At 36.4% G+C, this 20381-nt stretch carries 20 protein-coding genes, 1 pseudogene and 1 riboswitch; of the genes and pseudogenes, 1 reads left to right on the plus strand and 20 read right to left on the minus strand.

From position 1 onward, the window contains the following. Window position 1 precedes the first annotated feature (1 nt). The 20 genes and pseudogenes from pyrH to O3598_RS01480 all read right to left on the minus strand — a co-directional run bounded on the left by pyrH (window position 2) and on the right by O3598_RS01480 (window position 18518). Window positions 2-727, minus strand: coding sequence for a UMP kinase (gene pyrH / locus O3598_RS01385; RefSeq protein WP_005378934.1), 726 nt, complete (start codon window positions 725-727; stop codon window positions 2-4). Between the two features lie 62 nt (window positions 728-789). After that, a complete protein-coding gene (tsf, locus tag O3598_RS01390) occupies window positions 790-1470 on the minus strand; it encodes a translation elongation factor Ts (RefSeq protein ID WP_005379419.1) in 681 nt (226 codons plus the stop codon). Window positions 1471-1582: 112 nt separating this feature from the next. Next, window positions 1583-2302: a 30S ribosomal protein S2 gene (gene rpsB, locus O3598_RS01395; protein WP_005379396.1), complete on the minus strand. Its 720-nt coding sequence runs from the start codon at window positions 2300-2302 to the stop codon at window positions 1583-1585. 238 nt (window positions 2303-2540) lie between these two features. Beyond that, window positions 2541-3191, minus strand: a complete 651-nt coding sequence (gene rpe / locus O3598_RS01400) for a ribulose-phosphate 3-epimerase (protein ID WP_371451476.1) — start codon at window positions 3189-3191, stop codon at window positions 2541-2543. Window position 3192: 1 nt separating this feature from the next. Next, on the minus strand, window positions 3193-4056 hold the full coding sequence (gene rsgA, locus O3598_RS01405; RefSeq protein WP_105084306.1) for a ribosome small subunit-dependent GTPase A: 864 nt from the start codon (window positions 4054-4056) through the stop codon (window positions 3193-3195). A 7-nt stretch (window positions 4057-4063) separates the two neighbouring features. Next, window positions 4064-5989, minus strand: a complete 1926-nt coding sequence (pknB, locus tag O3598_RS01410; protein WP_156931202.1) for a Stk1 family PASTA domain-containing Ser/Thr kinase — start codon at window positions 5987-5989, stop codon at window positions 4064-4066. Window positions 5990-6015: 26 nt separating this feature from the next. Next, on the minus strand, window positions 6016-6717 hold the full coding sequence (locus O3598_RS01415; protein ID WP_005378761.1) for a Stp1/IreP family PP2C-type Ser/Thr phosphatase: 702 nt from the start codon (window positions 6715-6717) through the stop codon (window positions 6016-6018). Next, window positions 6710-7756 (minus strand): dual-specificity RNA methyltransferase RlmN, encoded by a 1047-nt coding sequence (rlmN, locus tag O3598_RS01420; RefSeq protein ID WP_156931201.1) that lies wholly within the window; start codon window positions 7754-7756, stop codon window positions 6710-6712. The genes O3598_RS01415 and rlmN overlap by 8 nt, the downstream gene beginning before the upstream one ends. A 30-nt stretch (window positions 7757-7786) precedes the next feature. Continuing rightward, window positions 7787-9145, minus strand: a complete 1359-nt coding sequence (rsmB, locus tag O3598_RS01425; RefSeq protein WP_156931200.1) for a 16S rRNA (cytosine(967)-C(5))-methyltransferase RsmB — start codon at window positions 9143-9145, stop codon at window positions 7787-7789. Next, window positions 9129-9953 carry a DUF116 domain-containing protein gene (locus tag O3598_RS01430; RefSeq protein WP_038148018.1) on the minus strand — a complete coding sequence of 275 codons (825 nt, stop codon included), beginning with the start codon at window positions 9951-9953 and terminating at the stop codon, window positions 9129-9131. The genes rsmB and O3598_RS01430 overlap by 17 nt, the downstream gene beginning before the upstream one ends. After that, window positions 9910-10917, minus strand: a complete 1008-nt coding sequence (fmt, locus tag O3598_RS01435; protein ID WP_156931199.1) for a methionyl-tRNA formyltransferase — start codon at window positions 10915-10917, stop codon at window positions 9910-9912. Before fmt ends, O3598_RS01430 begins: the two co-directional genes overlap by 44 nt. After that, window positions 10910-11398, minus strand: a complete 489-nt coding sequence (def, locus tag O3598_RS01440; RefSeq protein ID WP_005378942.1) for a peptide deformylase — start codon at window positions 11396-11398, stop codon at window positions 10910-10912. Before def ends, fmt begins: the two co-directional genes overlap by 8 nt. A 12-nt stretch (window positions 11399-11410) precedes the next feature. Continuing rightward, window positions 11411-13594 (minus strand): replication restart helicase PriA, encoded by a 2184-nt coding sequence (gene priA / locus O3598_RS01445; protein WP_156931198.1) that lies wholly within the window; start codon window positions 13592-13594, stop codon window positions 11411-11413. An 88-nt stretch (window positions 13595-13682) separates the two neighbouring features. After that, a complete protein-coding gene (gene metK / locus O3598_RS01450) occupies window positions 13683-14873 on the minus strand; it encodes a methionine adenosyltransferase (protein ID WP_227041141.1) in 1191 nt (396 codons plus the stop codon). A gap of 47 nt (window positions 14874-14920) precedes the next feature. Beyond that, window positions 14921-15020: riboswitch (SAM riboswitch) on the minus strand. 96 nt (window positions 15021-15116) lie between these two features. After that, window positions 15117-15203, minus strand: a pseudogene (locus O3598_RS01455) (SulP family inorganic anion transporter); the annotation flags it as partial. A gap of 36 nt (window positions 15204-15239) precedes the next feature. Further along, window positions 15240-16442, minus strand: coding sequence for a bifunctional phosphopantothenoylcysteine decarboxylase/phosphopantothenate--cysteine ligase CoaBC (gene coaBC, locus O3598_RS01460; RefSeq protein WP_038123555.1), 1203 nt, complete (start codon window positions 16440-16442; stop codon window positions 15240-15242). Window positions 16443-16496: 54 nt separating this feature from the next. Next, window positions 16497-16712, minus strand: coding sequence for a DNA-directed RNA polymerase subunit omega (gene rpoZ / locus O3598_RS01465; RefSeq protein WP_005378818.1), 216 nt, complete (start codon window positions 16710-16712; stop codon window positions 16497-16499). A 4-nt stretch (window positions 16713-16716) separates the two neighbouring features. Then, window positions 16717-17346, minus strand: a complete 630-nt coding sequence (gene gmk / locus O3598_RS01470; RefSeq protein WP_005378959.1) for a guanylate kinase — start codon at window positions 17344-17346, stop codon at window positions 16717-16719. 8 nt (window positions 17347-17354) lie between these two features. Next, a complete protein-coding gene (remA, locus tag O3598_RS01475; RefSeq protein ID WP_005379012.1) occupies window positions 17355-17624 on the minus strand; it encodes an extracellular matrix/biofilm regulator RemA in 270 nt (89 codons plus the stop codon). Window positions 17625-17636: 12 nt separating this feature from the next. After that, complete coding sequence (locus tag O3598_RS01480; RefSeq protein ID WP_156931196.1) at window positions 17637-18518, minus strand: YicC/YloC family endoribonuclease; 882 nt, start codon at window positions 18516-18518, stop codon at window positions 17637-17639. Between the two features lie 107 nt (window positions 18519-18625). Between O3598_RS01480 and O3598_RS01485 the strand changes: the two genes are divergently transcribed. Then, on the plus strand, window positions 18626-20344 hold the full coding sequence (locus O3598_RS01485) for an Rqc2 family fibronectin-binding protein (RefSeq protein WP_371451480.1): 1719 nt from the start codon (window positions 18626-18628) through the stop codon (window positions 20342-20344). Window positions 20345-20381: the final 37 nt, after the last annotated feature.

Below are 20381 nucleotides of genomic sequence, written 5' to 3' on the forward strand. Positions count from 1 at the left end.
TTTATTCTCCGCGAACGATAGTCCCTACTTCTTCACCTTTTGCAGCTTTGGTAATATTACCAGGAATATCCATGCTGAAAACGATAATAGGGATATTATTGTCTTTACATAATGTAGTGGATGTAGAATCCATTACTTTTAATTCTTTTGTAATAATGTCATTATATGTTAATTCATCAAATTTAACGGCATTAGGATTTGTTTTTGGATCAGAATCATATACACCATCAGCAAACTTTTTAGCCATCAAAATTGCATCAGCTTCAATTTCTGCAGCGCGCAATGCAGCTGTTGTATCAGTGGAGAAATAAGGTTTCCCAAGGCCTGCGCCAAAGATAACGATACGTTTTTTCTCCAAATGACGAATTGCACGACGACGAATATAAGGCTCTGCAATTTCCTGCATTTCAATAGCTGTTTGTACGCGAGTATCCACGCCAGCTTGTTCTAATGCATCTTGCAATGCTAAGGAGTTCATCACTGTTGCCAACATGCCCATATAGTCAGCTGTAGCACGATCCATACCTTGATTGCTACCAGCTAACCCTCTCCATAGGTTACCGCCACCAACAACAATAGCGATTTCTAAATCAGTGGATTTTGCCAAAGCTGCGATTTCTTGTGCAAACTTTTCAACTACATCAGGGTTAATACCAAAACCTTGATCACCCGCTAATGCTTCACCACTCAACTTCAAAACAATACGTTTAAAGTGTCTCTTTGCCATTTGTATACTCCTCTATTGCAAAATAAGAGAACACGGTACGGTGTTCTCTTATTATGTATTAATTATTTACCAACAGATGCCATTACTTCTGCTACGAAGTCATCTTGGCGTTTTTCAATGCCTTCGCCCAAACCGTAGCGAACAAAACGACGTACGTTGATGTTTTCACCGATTTTTGCAATATTTTCATTAATGATATCAGTAACTGTTTTGTCACCATCTTTAATGAACGCTTGTTCTAATAGGCAATTTTCTTTATAGAATTTTTCAATACGGCCATTCACCATTTTTTCCAAAACAGCTTCAGGTTTTGGTTTACGGCCTGCTTTAACGTCTTCTTCAGCTTCTGCTTTAGCTTGTTCCAACAATACTTGTTTTTCATGTTCGATTACTTCAGCAGGAACCTCTTCACGGTTTAAGTATGTAGGGTTAACAGCTGCGATTTGCATTGCGATGTCGCGTGCTAAGCTTTGGAAATCATCAGTTTTAGCAACGAAGTCAGTTTCGCAGTTAACTTCAACTAAAACGCCGATACGACCACCAGCATGAATGTAGGATTGTACTACACCTTCAGCTGCAATACGACCAGCTTTTTTAGCTGCAGCAGCCAAACCTTTTTCACGAAGAAGGTCAACCGCTTTATCGATATTACCGTCAGTTTCAACTAATGCTTTTTTTGCATCCATCATACCTGCGCCAGTCATGTCGCGCAATTCTTTTACCATAGCAGCAGTAATTGCCATTATTTGTTCCTCCTAGTACTAATTAAGGTAAGGATATAGTCCTTACCCTAATTATATATGTTATAGATTTATCTTTCAAATGCTAATCAATTATGATTAAGTGCTAACAGAATTATTCTGCAGCTTCAGCATTGCCTTCTTCGAAGGATTCGCCTTGACGGCCTTCAAGAACAGCGTCAGCCATTTTACCAGCCAATAATTTTACTGCACGGATAGCATCATCATTTGCTGGGATTGGGAATTCAACTTCGTCTGGATCACAGTTAGTGTCAACTGTTGCAACTACTGGAATACCCAATTTTTTAGCTTCTGCAATAGCGATTTTTTCTTTTTTAGGATCAACTACGAAAAGAGCACCTGGCATTTTAGGCATATCTTTGATACCGCCAAGATATTTTTCCAATTTTTCCATTTCATGACGAAGACCGATAACTTCTTTTTTAGGCAATACTTCGAAAGTACCATCTTCTGCCATAGCTTCCAATTGTTTTAAACGTTTAATACGAGTTTCAATTGTTTTGAAGTTAGTCAACATACCGCCCAACCAACGTTCGTTAACGAAGAACATGTTAGCACGGATAGCTTCTTCTTTAATAGCTTCTTGAGCTTGTTTTTTAGTACCTACGAACAAGATTACTTCGCCTTGGGAAGCAACTTCACGTAAGAAATTGTAAGCTTCTTCTACTTTTTTAACTGTTTTAGACAAGTCAATGATATAAATACCATTGCGTTCAGTGAAGATGAATTTCGCCATTTTAGGGTTCCATCTTCTAGTCTGATGACCAAAGTGTACACCAGCCTCTAATAATTGTTTCATTGATACAACTGCCATTGTGGCACCTCCTGTTAATTAACCTCCGCCGCTTCATCCTTCGGGTCACCCAAAATTAGGCACAGTACCGAAGTCCACTGACGTGCATATTTTTCATACTTAGTAATTTTAACAAAAAAACATTCTAAAAGCAAGTAAAGAGTCAGTAATTACAAAAGAATTACTGACTCTTTATAGCATAGTATATATCTACAATAAAAGACTTATGATTTTTACTCGAATCTAGATATATTTTATATTAGTTATTACGTATTGCTTCGATCATCTTCGCTCTATCAGGTGCACCAAATACAGCAGATCCAGCAACTAACATGGTAGCACCTGCATCCTTAATTGGTATACAAGTAATATCGTTAATACCACCATCAACCTCTATAACAGCATCATTATTACCAGCTGAATCCAATAAAAGTTTCGCTTGTTTTACTTTTTCTATAGCCCGTGGAATAAAGGATTGTCCTCCAAATCCTGGATTGACGGACATGATTAAAATCATATCCAAGTCTCCGGCCACATCTTCTAACATCGAAACTGGTGTCCCTGGGTTGAGCGCAACCCCTGCTTTCATACCAGCGGATTTAATCTTTTGTATCAATCGGTGCATGTGAGGAACTGTTTCTTGATGAAAGGTAAAGTACTCAACACCAATTTTTACATATTCTTCAACATAATCAGCCGGATTAGTGACCATCAAATGTACATCAAAAGGCAATGCAGTATGTGGGCGGATAGCTTTTACAATAGGTCCGCCAAATGTAAGATTAGGCACGAAATGTCCATCCATAACATCGATATGAAGATAATCAGCACCAGCAAGTTCAACACTTTTAATTTCATCACGCAATATTGAAAAATCTGCGGATAACATAGATGGAGCTATTTTAATCATTTTAAAACCTCTTTCTTTGGTTTTGTATATCTTTTCGAATATTCGTGTACGCATCATAGCGACTTTCAAAAATTTTATGATTTGCCAAAGCCTCCTTGATACCACAAATCGGTTCATGCTCATGATAACAAGGATTAAATTTACAAGCTTCTACATAATCAGAAAATTCAGGGAATAGTGTAGGTAATCGTTCTAATGTAATATCAGTAAATTCAATAGAACTAAAGCCAGGTGTATCCATGATAAATGAATCAGCATTTAAACTAAACAATGAGGCATGACGTGTTGTATGCTTCCCACGTTTAATCTTATCGCTTATCTCACCCGTCTGGAATGCAAATTTTTCATCCACTGCATTTAAGAGGCTACTTTTACCAACACCGGAAGGTCCTGCAAAAGCAGTAATCTTGTGTTGCAAATGATTGCGTAATTCATCAATACCGATATGATTTATGGCAGATGTAGTGATAACATGATATCCAATCGATTTGTACTTATCGATTAATACATCTGTCGATGCATCACCGACATCGTACTTATTTATGCACAAAATGACCGGTATATCAGCATGTTCAATCATTACTAACATTTTATCGAGTAATAACTCATTAATGTCAGGATTATGAGAAGCAACAACAAGGATAACTTGGTCGATATTAGCGACAGCAGGACGTATCATTGAATTGTGACGTGGCAAGATAGTCTCAACGAATCCATCTTCTGAAAACTCTACACGATCACCTACAAGCAAACTATATTTCGACTTTTTAATACGTCCCCGCACCTTACATTCATGAATGGTTCCAAATTCATCTTGAATATAAAAGTAACCATTCATATTTTTAATTACAATACCTGTACTCATACGGCCTCTACAACGCAGTATCTTGAACTAATGCACCATTTAGGTACACCTGTATTCGAACATTGCCCACACCAGATACATTTTTTACGATACGGTCACCAGGTTTATTTGTATCATCGTATATAACGGAAGATCCATCATCATCCTTTACGACAATTTTGACTTCTTGATTTTTAGAACCAGACGGTACAGTTATATCTACAGTCCCTTTCGTTCTATTAGAAGAGCTTTGCTTAGAGTCGTCTTTTTTGGAAGAATCTCCCTTTAATTCAGTAGCTAAGTTCAAGCTACTACCTTCAGAAACCTCTTCACCAGCTTTTATACTTTGTTCTGTAACAATTGATTTATCATCTACTGAACCAGCAATCTGATTAACACCAATATTGTTAGAGCTCAATACTTGGCGAGCATCTTTCAAGGTCATACCAACGAGATCTGGCATTTTAACCTTCTTAGCTTGTGCTTTATTTACAACTAAATCAACAGTAGTGCCTTTGGATACCTTGGAATCACCAGAAGGACTTTGTGCAACTATAACATTATCAGGTTTTCCTTCAACAGATCCTTGTGTGATTTTACCCACAACTAAGCCTAAATCTTTAAGACGTTGACGTGCTTGATCTACAGTCAAACCAGAAAGATCAGGAACTGTAATATCACCAACACCTTTAGATACGACTAAATGTATAGTACGCTGTTCCTTAACTTTTTCCCCAGCACCAGGGCTTTGAGAAATAACTTGTCCTGCTGGAACATCTGTATTAGTTACCTCACTTGTCGATACTCGTAAGTGTTTATCTTCCAAAATATTTTTGGCCACAGAGACTTGTTTACCTACTACATTTGGTACATCAACAGTGGTATTACTCCAAAAATTACCATAACTCAAGAATGCACCTAAAAATGCAATCAAGAAAATAACGGCAGCACCAAGAACTATATATTTTTGTGGTATAGATGCAATCTTACTAAGCATAGATTTCTTTTTTTCCTCATTAGGCGTAGGATCATCGATATCACTGAAATCATCTAATGTATCTGGATCTACAGCCGGAATCATTTGTGTCGCAAAATCGTATGGTTCATGACGTTGTGTTTTTCCCATTGTAAAGCCTTGAGATAAACGTAAGTCCCCCATCATTTCAGATATGGAATCAAATCGATCAGTAGGATTTTTAGCTAATGCTTTCATCACAACCGCTTCTAACAATGGTGGTATAGAAGGATTATATCTTGTAGGTGGAATGACCTTTTCTCGTACATGTTTTAATGCTACTGCAATTGGTGTTTCCCCTTCAAAAGGAACCTTGCCAGTTAACATTTCATATAAAACGACACCTAAGGAATAAATATCTGTATTTCCATCGACAGGTTTTCCACTAGCTTGTTCTGGTGAAAGATAATGAGCAGACCCCATTATAGAATTTGTGTACATAACAGTGTTAGTGGTATTCATAGCACGTGCAATACCAAAATCAGTCACCTTTACACGACCTGTATTTGTAATAATTACATTATGTGGTTTGATATCGCAATGAACAATTCCCATTGCATGGGCATGTTCTAAGCCCTCACCGATAGCAATAGTAATCTTAACAGCTTCGTCAATGGATAATCGATGATGACGGGTAATATATTCTTTAAGTGTTTCTCCGTCTACATATTCCATAATGATATAATGCATGCCTTGATCATAGCCTACATCATACATATTCACGATATTAGGGTGATTTAACTTGCCTGCAGCCTGCGCTTCTCGTTTAAATCGACTTACAAATTCATCGTCACTAGCAAAGTTTGAATGTAAAATTTTTATGGCTACTGGACGGCCTAATAAAGTATCTTCACCTTTATATACGTCGGCCATTCCGCCAACACCAATCTTGGTCAGGATACGATAGCGATTATCCAGCAATGTATCTTTAATCTTCATAATATTTATAACTCTCCATATCTAGATTAGATAGTTCCTACTATAATGGTAACATTATCACCGGCACCAGCATCATATACATCAGCAATCAATGTATTTAATACCTCTGTATTATCATCAATATGATGTAATACTTCTCGTATTCTTTCATCGCTAATATACCCAGATAATCCATCTGTACATAATAGAATTCGATCACCGGATTTTACAGGTAGTGTACCACTATCGACATGTAAATCTTCTTCAACACCGACGGCTCTAGTTAATAAATTACGTTGCGGGTGTACAATCATCTCTTCTTTTGTAATTTCACCAGCATCTAATAACTGTTGAACCATAGAGTGATCCGTGGTAATTTGCGTCAATTCATCATTTCTATAAATATAGAGTCTACTGTCGCCGACACTAGCCCAAAGTAGATTATCATCTACCTTAGCAACCACAACAGCAGTAGTTCCCATTCCACTAAGCCGTTCCTCTCGTGCCACACGATTAACTATGCGTGTATTCGCATGTAATATAGCATCAACTAAGGACGTTTCATTAATGGTAGGAGTAGATTGTAAATATTCTTTTATTTCATCAACAGCATAGGTGCTGGCGATTTCTCCGCCTCTATAGCCTCCCATGCCGTCAGTAACAGCACAAATATTATCACTAATAAAAAAGCGATCTTCATTCTGTTTTCTGACTAATCCAATTTTACTTAAACCTACGATATTATTCATGAATCTCCTCTTTCCGACCGTGGGCTACTTTTAATTGTCCACATGCGGCTTGAATAGCATCGCCCATTTCTTTACGAATTGTAACAGAAACACCATAAGAAGCGACAATATCCTTAAATATGTTCATATGTTTACTAGAAGGTTTATACAAATTAATATGTTCATTCCCATTTACAGGAATAAGATTGACATGACAATTAGGAAATGCCTTGCCAATGTTTCCTAACTCATGAGCTTCCTCTAACGATACATTAATTGAATCTATTAAAATATATTCAAATGTTATACGTCGCTGTGTTTTTTCATAATAATATTTTACAGCATCTAAAACCTCGTCTAATTTGTATCGAGATCCAACAGGCATAATCTTACGACGTGTTTCATCTGTTGTAGCATGTAAAGATAACGCTAATGTAATCGGAAGATCCTCATCTGCCAAGTTATAAATATTAGGAACCCAACCACAGGTAGAAATAGTCATTTTTCTATAACTAATATCAAATGTCATAGGGTCGTGAATAAGTTTTAACGCCTGCAATACATTGTCATAATTTTGTAATGGTTCACCAGCACCCATGACAACTAAAGAGTGAATATCTTCTTGTTTTAAGGCACTAAAGAGAACAACTTGACCTACAATTTCAGAAACCGATAAGTCTCTAAATAATCCCCCTTGTGTAGATGCGCAAAAAACACAGCCCATAGCGCATCCAACTTGGGAGGAAACACATACAGAATTGCCATAATGTTGCTCCATTAGAACGGCTTCAATTCTGCTGTGATCAATAAGTTCCAATAATAATTTCTGTGTTTTTCCGTCAGGTGATACAGATTGAGTAATCACTTTAGGAATCGATATTATGCAATTAGAATCCAACCAATCTCTCAAGGTCTTAGGGAATTGTGTCATATCTTGAAATACAAAAATATGACGATGATATATGTAATCAATCAATTGTTTTGCACGAAATTTTTGAATTTTATGTTCCTCAAATAACGCTTGCAATTCAACCAACGATTTACCCAACAATTCAATCATGAGTGCTCCCATTCAAAGCTAACAACTTAGTTAAGAAATACGTTGCATTTTAACCATAAAGAAACCATCCATATCATCTGTTGGTGGATATGTTGTAATCATACCACTATTTGACTTAAGTGGGAAATCATCCGCCACAGGAATAATAGAAAACTCCTTATGTTTCTGTAAAAATGATTCAACTACCTCTTCGTTTTCCTTGTAGTTTAATGTACAAGTGGAATATATTAAATATCCTTTTTCCTTAACAGTCATAGCAGCGCGTTCTAAAATCGCTAACTGTAATGGTGGTAATTCTCTAAGTATCGATTCCTGTTTTCGCCAACGCATATCTAGTTTCTTTTGAAGTATGCCTAACCCAGAGCAAGGTGCATCTACGAGCACACGATCAAAATACGAATTCCATGAATCTGGTAATTTTGTAGCATCCTGTACTTTTGTATGCACAATAGAAGCACCCAATCGGTCAGCATTTGAATTCATAAGTTCAATCTTATGTTCATGTATATCACAACTCATTAATGAACCTACATTATTCATTAAAGTTGCCATGTACATAGATTTACCACCTGGAGCAGCACAGCAATCTAATATACGCTCACCAGGTTGCGGATTTACGAGACGTGCTACTAGCATAGATGCCTTATCCATAAATGTAATATAACCTTTTATAAATGCCTCAGATTTTTCAAGGCTACCACGATGGCTATTAATATAAATAATATCCTCGTAATTAGAATCCTGTGTAACAGCCCAGCCTTGATCATTTAACATAGTTAAACATTGTGGAATATCAATAAGAATCGTGTTAATACGTGCCGTCAATTTAGGCTGTTCATTAAACCATGCACATAAATCTTCTGTTTTGTCACGACCAAACTCACTTATCCATAAATTGATAAGCCAAAGAGGAATATTGTAAATGAAAGAAATAGCTTCTATATCATTAGCTGCTAAGTCTTCAATACCAATACTATCTTGTTCTCGTATAACGGATCTCAATATGGCATTTACGAAGCCAGATAGACCTCGTGTTAATTTCTTCGCTAATTTAACTGATTCATTAACTGCTGCACTTTCCGGTACCTTATCCATATAGATAATCTGATATATACCTAGTCGTAAAATTTCTACCACCATAGAGGACAATTTTTTTATAGGACGTTTGGCAAAATGTACGATAATAGCATCTAAATAATTGCGTCTACGCACCACACCGTATACAAGTTCTGTAAAGAAGCGTCTGTCTAAGTCAGTTAGATTATATTTTGAGATATAGTCCTGTAAAACAATATTAGCATAGGCGCCCTTACGATTGATATCAGATAATGCCTTTACAGCCAATAATCGTATATTCTGTTTTTGTCCGTTTTTAGCAATTTCGTTCATAGTTATCCTTATCAATCAGTAACTCTACAGCATCTCGTACCTTGTTAATATCAACAGTCGTATTACAACAAGGTCCATTAGGGCGTTCATTTAATACTCCGATAACAGGAATAGGAAATACATCAGCCATGCCACTTGCAAGATCTCGTTCACAAGCTATAGCAATAATCGCTTTAGGTTTCGCTTCTTTAACCTTCATACGAGCCAATGTACCACCAGTGACAACTATAAATTGACAACCATATTCCTTTGCGATTTTCAATAACCCTCCTACCTGACAGCGACCACATTGCTTACAGTTGTATACATCATGTGTCACCTTATGAATACAAGTGTTCTCTTGAAGACAATGAGGTGTTAATAGAAGAATGCGTTCAGGAGGTACTTTATATAAATTCATAACCACTAGATGATTAATTAAATCAATCATAGCTTGACGTAATTCATCTTTTTGTATGCCTATGAAAGCCTTTCCTAGCCCTAATGATAATGGGAAAAGTAAATAAATAAATCGATTAGCTATTCGTAAAACTATAGGATGAATATATCTAAAACCTAGAGAGGCAATAGCTAGAACAAACCAAAGTCCCCAAATACCTAATATTAAGAGTCCACCGATACTTTCACTAATAAAAGCTAAGTTGTATGATATTCTTTCTAATCCAGGCCAAACTATATACATTGAGAAGCCGATGATTATTGAAATGAATAAACAGGATAGAGCCGATAATTTTAAATATAATGGGTATCTTTTGTAAGATATATTACACTTCGTCAAATGCAATACCACCTTTAATTTGATGACCATTAATAAAATCTTGAGCACTAATACGCTTTTTATTTTCTGGTTGTACCTCTATAAGGAGAATAAAACCTTGATCACCAGTCGATACAACAAGTCCCTTTGCTGAATGCACTATAGTTCCAGGAGGTGCAAATTCTACAGGAATCTCATTGTTATTTACAAAAATTGTGGCCATCTTATTGTTTACAGATGTAATCTCAACCATTTGAGCAGACCAAATCTTTAACCGTTTCCCCTGTAAGAAAGAATAACATCCAGGTGCAGGATTTAAACCACGAATCAAGTTGACAATCTTATGTGCCGGTTGATGCCAATCAATAAGCCCCATTTCTTTTGTAATCTTAGAAGTATGGCTTGCTAAAGCGTCATCTTGAGGAGTGGCTGTAATTTCACCTTTCACCCATTTATCTAATACAGGAGAAATAGTGCGAGCCCCTAATTCAGCAATGCGCTCAAATAAAGCGCCTGTTGTTTCGTTTGGAAGTATATCAATTTCTGCAATATCGATAATATCTCCTGTATCTAAACCATCATCCATATGCATAATGGTAACCCCTGTTTTAGTATCACCATTTAAAATAGCATAATGGATAGGTGCTGCCCCCCTATATTTTGGCAATATAGATGCATGGATATTAATACATCCATATTTAGGCAAACGAATAAGCCATGGTGGTAAAATCTTACCGTAAGCAATTACGACGATAACGTCTGGTGCAAGATCAATCAATTCCTTTTGAACAGCATCATCACGTAATGTTATAGGTTGATACACGGGCAAATCCAAAGATAACGCAGCTTCTTTAACTGGTGGCATTTGAATCTGCTTGCCACGTCCCTTTTGTTTATCGGGTTGGCAATATACACCTACTATAGAGTGACCAGCCTCAACTAATGCGCGTAACGTAGGAACAGAAAAATCTGGCGTGCCCATAAATACTATGCGTAATGGATTATTGTTAGACAATTTCCTTTTCCTCCGGATGATCTGCAATACGGCGTAAGTTTGTAGCTTTTTCAATAAATAAATGACCTTCTAAATGATCTATTTCATGTTGAAAAATTCTAGCCAAAAAACCTTCAGCTTTAATCATAACTTTTTTATTATGTGGATCGATACCTTTTACGGTAACCTTTTCAAAACGTTCCACATCTCCGAAATAACCTGGTACACTTAAACAGCCTTCTAGCCCAATTTGGCTTCCTTCACCATGAATAATTTCAGGGTTGATAAGCGCTATTAATCCACTACCAGCATGATCATCAACAACTATAATACGTTTGGATACATTAACCTGCGGTGCTGCCAATCCAACACCTTCCGTTTTATACATTGTGTCGGCCATATCTTCTATTAAAGCACGCATTTTTTTATTTACATGTTCTACAGGTTCTGCAACCTCTTTTAATATGGGATGTCCCGCTTTTACTACTTCAAGTACTGCCATATACTCCTCTTATCAAATAGGGTCTACATCGATAAGTAGACCTTCTTGTGTAAAAATCCAAGAATTATATATATAATCTTTTACGGCATCTAAATTTTCTCCGCGAATCATAATCGATAAACGATACATATCGCGAATCTTTTTAATGCCTGCTTCATAAGGACCATTAACATCAATCGATGGTGATTTAAAATTTGTTTCCAAATCATCTACAATTTTTTGAGCAATCGATTCAGCCATTTCTTCCTTCCCATGTCTTATAACCATATAAATCATTTCGCGAAATGGTGGATACCCTAAGTCCTTACGATTTACTATTTCTTCATTGTAAAAGCCCAAATAATCATGAGCCTTACTCTTTATTATAGCATAATTTAAAGGATTATATGTTTGTATAACAACACTGCCAACCTTATCACCACGACCCGCTCTTCCTGATGTTTGCGTTAGTAGATCAAATGCACGTTCAGATGCTGAATAAACAGGTATATTTAAGACAGAATCAGCTGTCAATATACCTACAGCTGTTACATCCTTAAAATCATGCCCTTTAGAAACCATTTGGGTCCCTAATAAAATATCATATTTATGGTTACCAAAATCTTGAAGAATTTCTTCGCCCATATCTTTATGCTTAGTTACATCTTGATCTAAACGCGCAATACGAGCGCCTTTAAAATGTCGGCGTAATTCTTCTTCAACTTTTTGTGTGCCAGAACCAAAGAATTTAATTCTTTTACTATGACATTTAGGGCATACTGAAGGAATTGGTTCATGGTGCTCACAATAGTGACACCGCAACTCTTCACCGGCTTGATGGTACACCATAGCAACCTCACAATGAGGACACATAATCGTTTCACCACAATCACGACACATGACAAATGTGCTGTAGCCACGACGATTTAAAAGAATAATCATCTGATTTCCATCCGCTAATGTACGCTCAATAAGATGTGTCATAGCATCGGAGAACACCGAGTAGTTGCCACGAATCATTTCTTCTTTCATATCTACAATTTGAACATTTGGCATCGGTTGATCAAAGATACGGGTTGGCAACTCTAAAAGCTTATATTGTCCTTGTAAAGCCTTGTAATACGATGTGATAGCAGGTGTAGCAGAGCCTAAAATAACAGGACAATCATGAGCCATACCTCTCCATAATGCAACATTTTTTGCATTATAACGAATCATATCTTCCTGTTTATAGGACGTATCATGTTCTTCATCTAATACAATAAGCCCAATATCTTCAGCAGGCGCGAAAACGGCAGAACGAGCGCCAATAATGATATGGCTATCCTTCCTTCGTATACGTTCCCAGTTATTATTTCGCTCACTAATGGTTAGTTTACTATGGAAAACAACAACTTCATCACCAAAGGTAGAAACAAAACGACGAACAATCTGATCGGTTAATATAATTTCAGGAACCAGAATAATGGCGGTTTTACCTTTTCCTATACAACGAGCAGCAGCTTTTAAATAAATTTGTGTTTTACCACTACCAGTTACACCATGCAAAAGGAATGTATTATACGATTCAAGGTCCATCATCTGCTTAATCGGTTCATATACAATTTGTTGTGCTTCAGTTAACGGAATTGTTTCTTCACCACTCAGCAATTCGGTAAAAGAAGTTTTTGTATCTTTAAAGCGTTCTTCAATATGAATGCCATGCTCTTCACTGACCTGTTTAATAACCATATAAGAATAGCCTTTGGCTCTTAATAAAGATTTAGGAGCCCCACCTACGTCGATGAGATAGTTAGCCAACTCACGCTGCTTGCGCTTCTTAGGACTTAATTGATCAATCTTAAACTCTGGCGTTACAACGAGCCATTCTTCTTTTGGTGCATCGTAAGATTTTAATGTTTTATGCACAGTAAAAAGACGTAAAGCATCTCCAAAGGAACACAAAAAATAACGACTAATTTTCTGTGCCGTATCCATCATTTCCCGAGTAAACCAAGGATCACTATCAAGAATATCTATTATAGAACGCAAAGTAAATGTTGGTTTCTCTAATAGTTCTTCATACCCAATAACGATGCCCTCTTCACGACTACCACCTAAGGGAACTAATACACGAGTCCCGGCTTTCACATCACCAAATTTCTCTGGTAACAAATAGCTTAACGGTTTATGTAATTGTTTGGCAGGTCTATTAATAATAATACTTGCTACGCGCATTAGTTCACCTCCTCTAATCTAATTATTATAACATATCCTAGAGGAGATAAAAAAAGACTTAGTAGACAAGTCTACTAAGTCTTTACTATTATAAGCCAGCTTCGTGACGTAAAATATCAGCTTTATCAGTACGTTCCCATGGAAGATCAACATCAGTTCTACCAAAATGACCATACGCAGCCGTCTTACGATAATGAGGCTTTAATAAATCAAGCATTTCAATGATACCTGCTGGGCGCAAGTCGAAATGTTTGCTTACTAATTCTTGAATTTTTTCTTCTGCAATCTTAGCAGTACCAAATGTATCAACTAAAATGGATACAGGTTTTGCAACACCAATCGCATACGCTACTTGTACTTCGCATTTATCTGCGAGACCTGCAGCTACAACATTTTTAGCTACGTAACGAGCTGCATATGCTGCGGAACGGTCAACCTTGGAAGGATCCTTACCAGAGAAAGCACCGCCACCATGACGAGCCATACCACCATACGTATCAACGATGATTTTACGACCTGTTAAACCAGCATCACCATGAGGACCGCCGATAACGAAACGACCTGTAGGATTAATGAAGAATTTAGTGTTTTCATCGATGAATTCTGCAGGAAGTGCTGCATCGATAACATAGCGTTTCAAATCATTTTTAATTTGCTCTTGTGTTACTTCTGGGCTATGTTGCGTAGAAATAACGATTGTATCAATACGTTTAGGTTGATTGTCAACATATTCTACAGTAACTTGTGTTTTACCATCTGGACGAAGATATGTTAATGTGCCGTTCTTACGAACTTCTGCTAAACGACGGGATAAACGATGTGCTAAAGAAATTGGCATAGGCATATATTCAGGTGTTTCGTTTGTTGCGTAACCAAACATCATGCCTTGGTCACCAGCGCCAATTTTATCATTGATTTCGCTATTACCATCTTTAGATTCTAATGCTTCGTCTACACCCATAGCGATATCTGCAGATTGTTCATCAATAGATACTAACACACCACAAGTGTCACAATCGAAACCATATTTTGCACGAGTATAACCAATTTCTCGAATTGTATCACGTACTACACGAGGAATATCAACATATATACTTGTAGAGATTTCCCCTACGACATGGACTAAACCTGTAGTCACAAGTGTTTCACAAGCTACACGAGCCTTTGGATCTTTTTCAATAATCGCATCCAAAACAGCATCAGAAATTTGGTCAGCTATTTTATCTGGATGGCCTTCCGTAACGGATTCAGAAGTAAAAAACATATGTTTTTCTGCCATTTTTGCCTCCTATAATAAAAAAATCCCTCATGGTCTCTCATGAGGGAGACCCATCTATCAGTCCATGACTGTTGGAATTAGCACCTTCTTTTAAAAAGGGTTGCTGTAGCTTCAACGGGCCTTTCCCTCCACTACTCTTGATGAGTTAAATTATGATATAAATTGTATACCATTTTTGTAGAAAAATCAAGTTAATCCACTTTATGTAACGCTAAATCCTGTTCAGCCTTATGTAATGCGCTTTCAAATTTTCGATATAAATGCAGTATATATACCAGCTTGCGGTGTAACACCACTAGCTATAGCAAACGCCATAGCCAATGGTAATGCGACTACACCTACAAACTATAGACAACATTACATAAGCTATTTTACAGCTAACAATTCAATAACTTCTCCAATAATGTATCTAGCTAATTCTGATTTTTGCATATTTGGCATTATTTTAGGCTCTTTATTAGGATATAAAAAATAGCCTTCATTCGTATCTACATTAAACCCAGCATTTGATTTGCTTACATCATTAGCTACTAACATATCAAGGTTTTTGCGACGTACTTTATCCATGCCGTAATCTACAACATGTTCTGTTTCTGCAGCAAAACCAACCAGTAATTGATGGGTTTTATGCTCTCCCAGTTCTTTAAGTATATCTGGATTCTTTACGAGCTCTAAAGTCATAGATTCCATTTTTTTGATTTTTTGAGGCGCTTTATTAGCCACCCTAAAATCTGAAACAGCAGCAGCCATTATAACCACATCTGTTGATTCGTAATAGGAATTAACAGCCTCCTGCATAGATTCCGCAGAATCTACAGGCACATATTCAACACCTTTAGGAATTTCTAATGATGTAGGGGCACTCACTAGAATTACGCGAGCCTTTTCCTTAACAGCAGCAGCCGCAATGGCATATCCCATCTTCCCACTAGATCTGTTACCTATATATCTAACAGGGTCAATATTTTCTTGTGTCCCACCAGCTGTAACAAGAATAGTCTTACCAGCTAATTTACCAGTCCCATCTAGAGAATGTAATTCTTCTGTCAACCAATTAACAATCTCTTCTGGTGCTGGTAGTCTACCCACACCTGTTACGCCACAAGCTAGCCAACCAGCATCGGGTTGCATAATATGGTATCCCAAAGATGATAAATCCTTTAAATTTCTCTGTACAATAGGATTATTGAACATCTCTGTATTCATGGCAGGACATAAAAATTTAGGTGCTGGCGTTGCCATAATTGTTGTAGTGAGCATATCATCGGCAATACCAGCTCGTATTTTACCAATTACATTAGCTGTAGCTGGTACCACAATATAGGCATCAGCCCAGGTTGCAAGAGCAATATGTTCTACATTCCAATCGTGGATTTCTTCCCACATATCAACAGCTACAGGATGACCACTAATTTCACCAAATGTCATAGGTGTCGCAATATGAGTAGCATTTTTCGTCATTACTACTTTGACCTCTGCCCCAGCTTTTCGCAAACGACTTACCACTTCAATTGCTTTATATGCAGCAATACCTGCTGAAACACCTACGATAATATGTTTCCCTTTCATAATTCTCCTTTTAAAAATTCCTTGTACAAAATGTACAAGGAATTTTGAGTAAAATTATTTAATACCTTCTTTAGTGCGTTTATATGTTACTTCACCTTCAGCAATCTCATAGAATGCTAAAGATACAGGTTTATCTGTATTATGAATATCTGTAGCAAGACATTCTTCACCATCGGTCAACTCGCGAGCGCGTTTAGCTGCTAGCGTTACCAATGTATATTTACTATCTACACGTTTTTCCAATGCTTTCAATGGAGGTTTTACCATCATACTATCACTTCTCCTTAGACTCTTGATATTGCTTATAAATATATTGAATTTGCTCTTTATTACGACTGATTTTACAAGCTTCAGCACGCAATATAGAAGCAACCTTTAAAGACGCATCCTCTAAATCATCATTGACCACAATATAATCATAACGATGAGCTAATGCTAACTCAGAACATGCCAATGATAAACGCTTATCGATAACCTCTTTTGCATCAGTTCCTCGATTATGAAGACGTTCAGATAATTCGGTTAAAGACGGTGGCACAATATAAATAAATACGGCATCACTAAATCGCTCTTTAACTTGCATAGCACCTTGAATATCGATTTCAAGAAGTACACTCTTCCCTTCATCCAACAAATTCATCACATGTTGTTTTGGCGTGCCATAATAATTATCATATACCTTAGCATACTCTAAAAATGCATCTTCTGACAATAATGATTCAAATTCTTCTTTTGTGCGGAAGAAATAATTAATTCCTTCCTTTTCTCCAACCCGCGGTTCACGTGTGGTCATAGATACAGAATATACAAGATTAGGCATTTCACCTCGTATATTAGAACAAATCGTTCCCTTGCCTGCACCAGATGGGCCGGAGATAACAATTAATAAACCTCGATCTGCCATATTAACTCCTAAGCTTCTACAGTATCTTCATCGACTTCGTGTTGCACAATTCGATGTGCCACCGTTTCAGGTTGAATAGCTGACAAAACGATTTGCCCACTATCCATAACGAGCACAGCCCGAGTTTTACGTCCATAGGTTGCATCTATGAGGAGACTTTTATCTCTTGCATCTTGAACCATGCGTTTAATAGGTGCAGATTCAGGACTAATAATAGCTATAACGCGATTAGCAGAAACCATATTACCAAAACCAATGTTTAGTAATTGGATACTCATAAATAGACCTCCTTACTCAATATTCTGTACTTGTTCTCTAACTTTTTCTAATTCACATTTCAATTGTACCACATGGTCTGTCAGTGTTATATCCATCGCTTTTGAGCCAATCGTATTAACCTCACGATTCATCTCTTGAATGATAAAATCTAACTTACGACCAATCGGTTCATCCATCTTAAGTGTATTTGTTAATTGTACCACATGAGACCTAAATCGGACAATCTCTTCCGTAATATCAGTTTTGTCAGCCATAATAGCAACTTCTTGTAGTAAACGATCTTCATTGGCAGTAATATCAAGACCTTCCACATAGTCCATCATTTTAGTTCGCAAATTTTCTTTATAAGCAATAACAGCATCGGCTTTATGACTGTTAATGTCTTCTATAATATTTGTCATTTGTGAAAGCCGGTGTAACAAATCTTGTTGAATATGGATTCCCTCAGATTGTCGCATACTGACTAATGCATTAAGTGCATTAGTTGTAGTATCAGTAACTAAAGACTGAAGTACATCTTCTGTAACTTCAGAATCTTGGATTTGTACCCAATCATTGGATATGGCCATCACTGCTGATAAAGGTACCTCTTGAGGCTCCCTATAAAATCCTTCTGATACCAGTAAGTCTTGAATTTGATGTTTTAAAGAACTATTTATTATGAACTGTTTTTCTCTATCCGCTATATCCTGCAATGTTACAAACACATCAACTTTACCTCGATGTATGGTTTTTTGTATACATTTACGGATACTATGCTCTACAGAATTAACTTGTTTAGGACTTCGTATGTTGAGATCTAAAAATCTAGAATTAACAGATTTAATTTCTATGATACATTGTAAACCATCTACAATTTGAGTTGCTCGCCCAAATCCCGTCATGCTATTCATGGAAGAACCTCCTTTTTATATATTGTATCACGAATTTTAAAGATATCTATTAATTATCTATGTTATACTAAACTATACATTGTGAGTTACCAAATGAAAGGATCACCATGAATTTAGATGGATTAACCATGTCTGTATTGGCAAGAGAATTAAATGAAAGCCTACAGAGTGGACAAATACAAAAACTTTATCAAGTAGATAAACACTCATTACTTTTTAAAGTACGTAATGCTAATCAAGACGTAAATCTGATGATAACTGTAGGTGCCAATCCCGCAATATATATATGTAAACCTATCCAAGATTTACCCAAAGAACCTAGTTCATTATGTATGTTTCTTCGCAAACATATAGAGGGCAGTCGTATTACATCTGTAGAACAAATTAACGGAGATCGTATCCTCTGTATCCATATTGATAAACTTGAAATGGATGGTTCCATCACCTCAACATCGATATATATTGAACTTATGGGGAAATATTCTAACTGTATCTTTGTGCAAAATGATATAATTTTAGAATCTATTATTCATGTATCACCATTAATGAACAGAGAACGTTCAGTAGGTCCTAAGATGGCATATGAATTACCACCTAATTCTAATCGTGTATCTTTACTAGATTTTAATGAGGAAGAAATAAAAAATCTTCTTACATCCTTTGGATCTGGTACAGTCACTAATACTATACGCTCTCTCTTTAATGGATTTGGTAAATCACTATTAGATTATGTTCTAACATTATCTAATTTAGATGGCACCGAAGAACTAAAAGCCTTATCAGATGATGCAATTCAAAAATTATCAGGGGCTCTAGAAACTTTAAAAGAAAAAATATTAAACGCTAATCAATTATATGTCTATAAAAATGAAAATGGTAAAAAAATATATATGCCATTTCCAATGGAAACGGATTGTACATTAATAGAAACGTATCCAACCATCTCAAAAGCAATAGAACAGTCTATCGCTGACACTGGTTCAATTCATACGACTGACAAGGAATTGGAACGTATTATAGCTAATGCTATAAAAAAAGAAGAGTTACGTCACAAAAAGATTAAAGATGAACTAGATGATACTAAAAAGATGGAAACCTATAAATTATATGGTGATCTTTTGATGATTAATAGTCATATACAAGCTCACTATCAATCTTCTATTGACGTACAAAATTTACTTTCAGAATCAGCAGAAACTATAACAATTCCCTTAAAACCTGAATTGACCATTGTGGAAAATGGACAATGGTATTACAAACTATATACAAAATTAAAGAATCGAATTATTAGTGGCCAATACCAACTAGACCAAAGTACGATAAAATTAGAATATTATAGAACAATCTTATACAGTTTATCTTTAGCCACAACTAGAGAATCACTAGAAGAAATACGCCATGAATGTATGGATGCAGGCATTATTAAGAAATCTAAAAAACCTCTCTCCTATAAATTGGGAAAATCGAATTACATTCATCTTGAAATCCCAGAAGGCGAACTTTATATCGGACGAAATAACCAGCAAAATGAATACTTAACTCATCGTTTTGCAAAACCAAATGATCTGTGGTTTCATACACAGGATATTCAAGGTTCCCATCTTATTTTACGTACGAATCATGAACCTGATGATATGCTCATTTCACAAGTAGCAAAATATGCTGCCTATTTTAGCAAGGCCCGTCATTCATCAAAGGTTCCTGTAGACTATACATATATAAAAAATATCAAAAAAGCACCTAAATCACCTTTAGGATTTGTGATTTTTAACACTCATCAAACAATGATTGTTGAACCAGAAAAACCACCTATGTATGAGGAATAACAAAGGGGCTGTAACAAAACAGCCCCTTAAATCTAAA

The organism is Veillonella atypica, assembly GCF_041431435.1.
Taxonomy (GTDB): domain Bacteria; phylum Bacillota; class Negativicutes; order Veillonellales; family Veillonellaceae; genus Veillonella; species Veillonella atypica.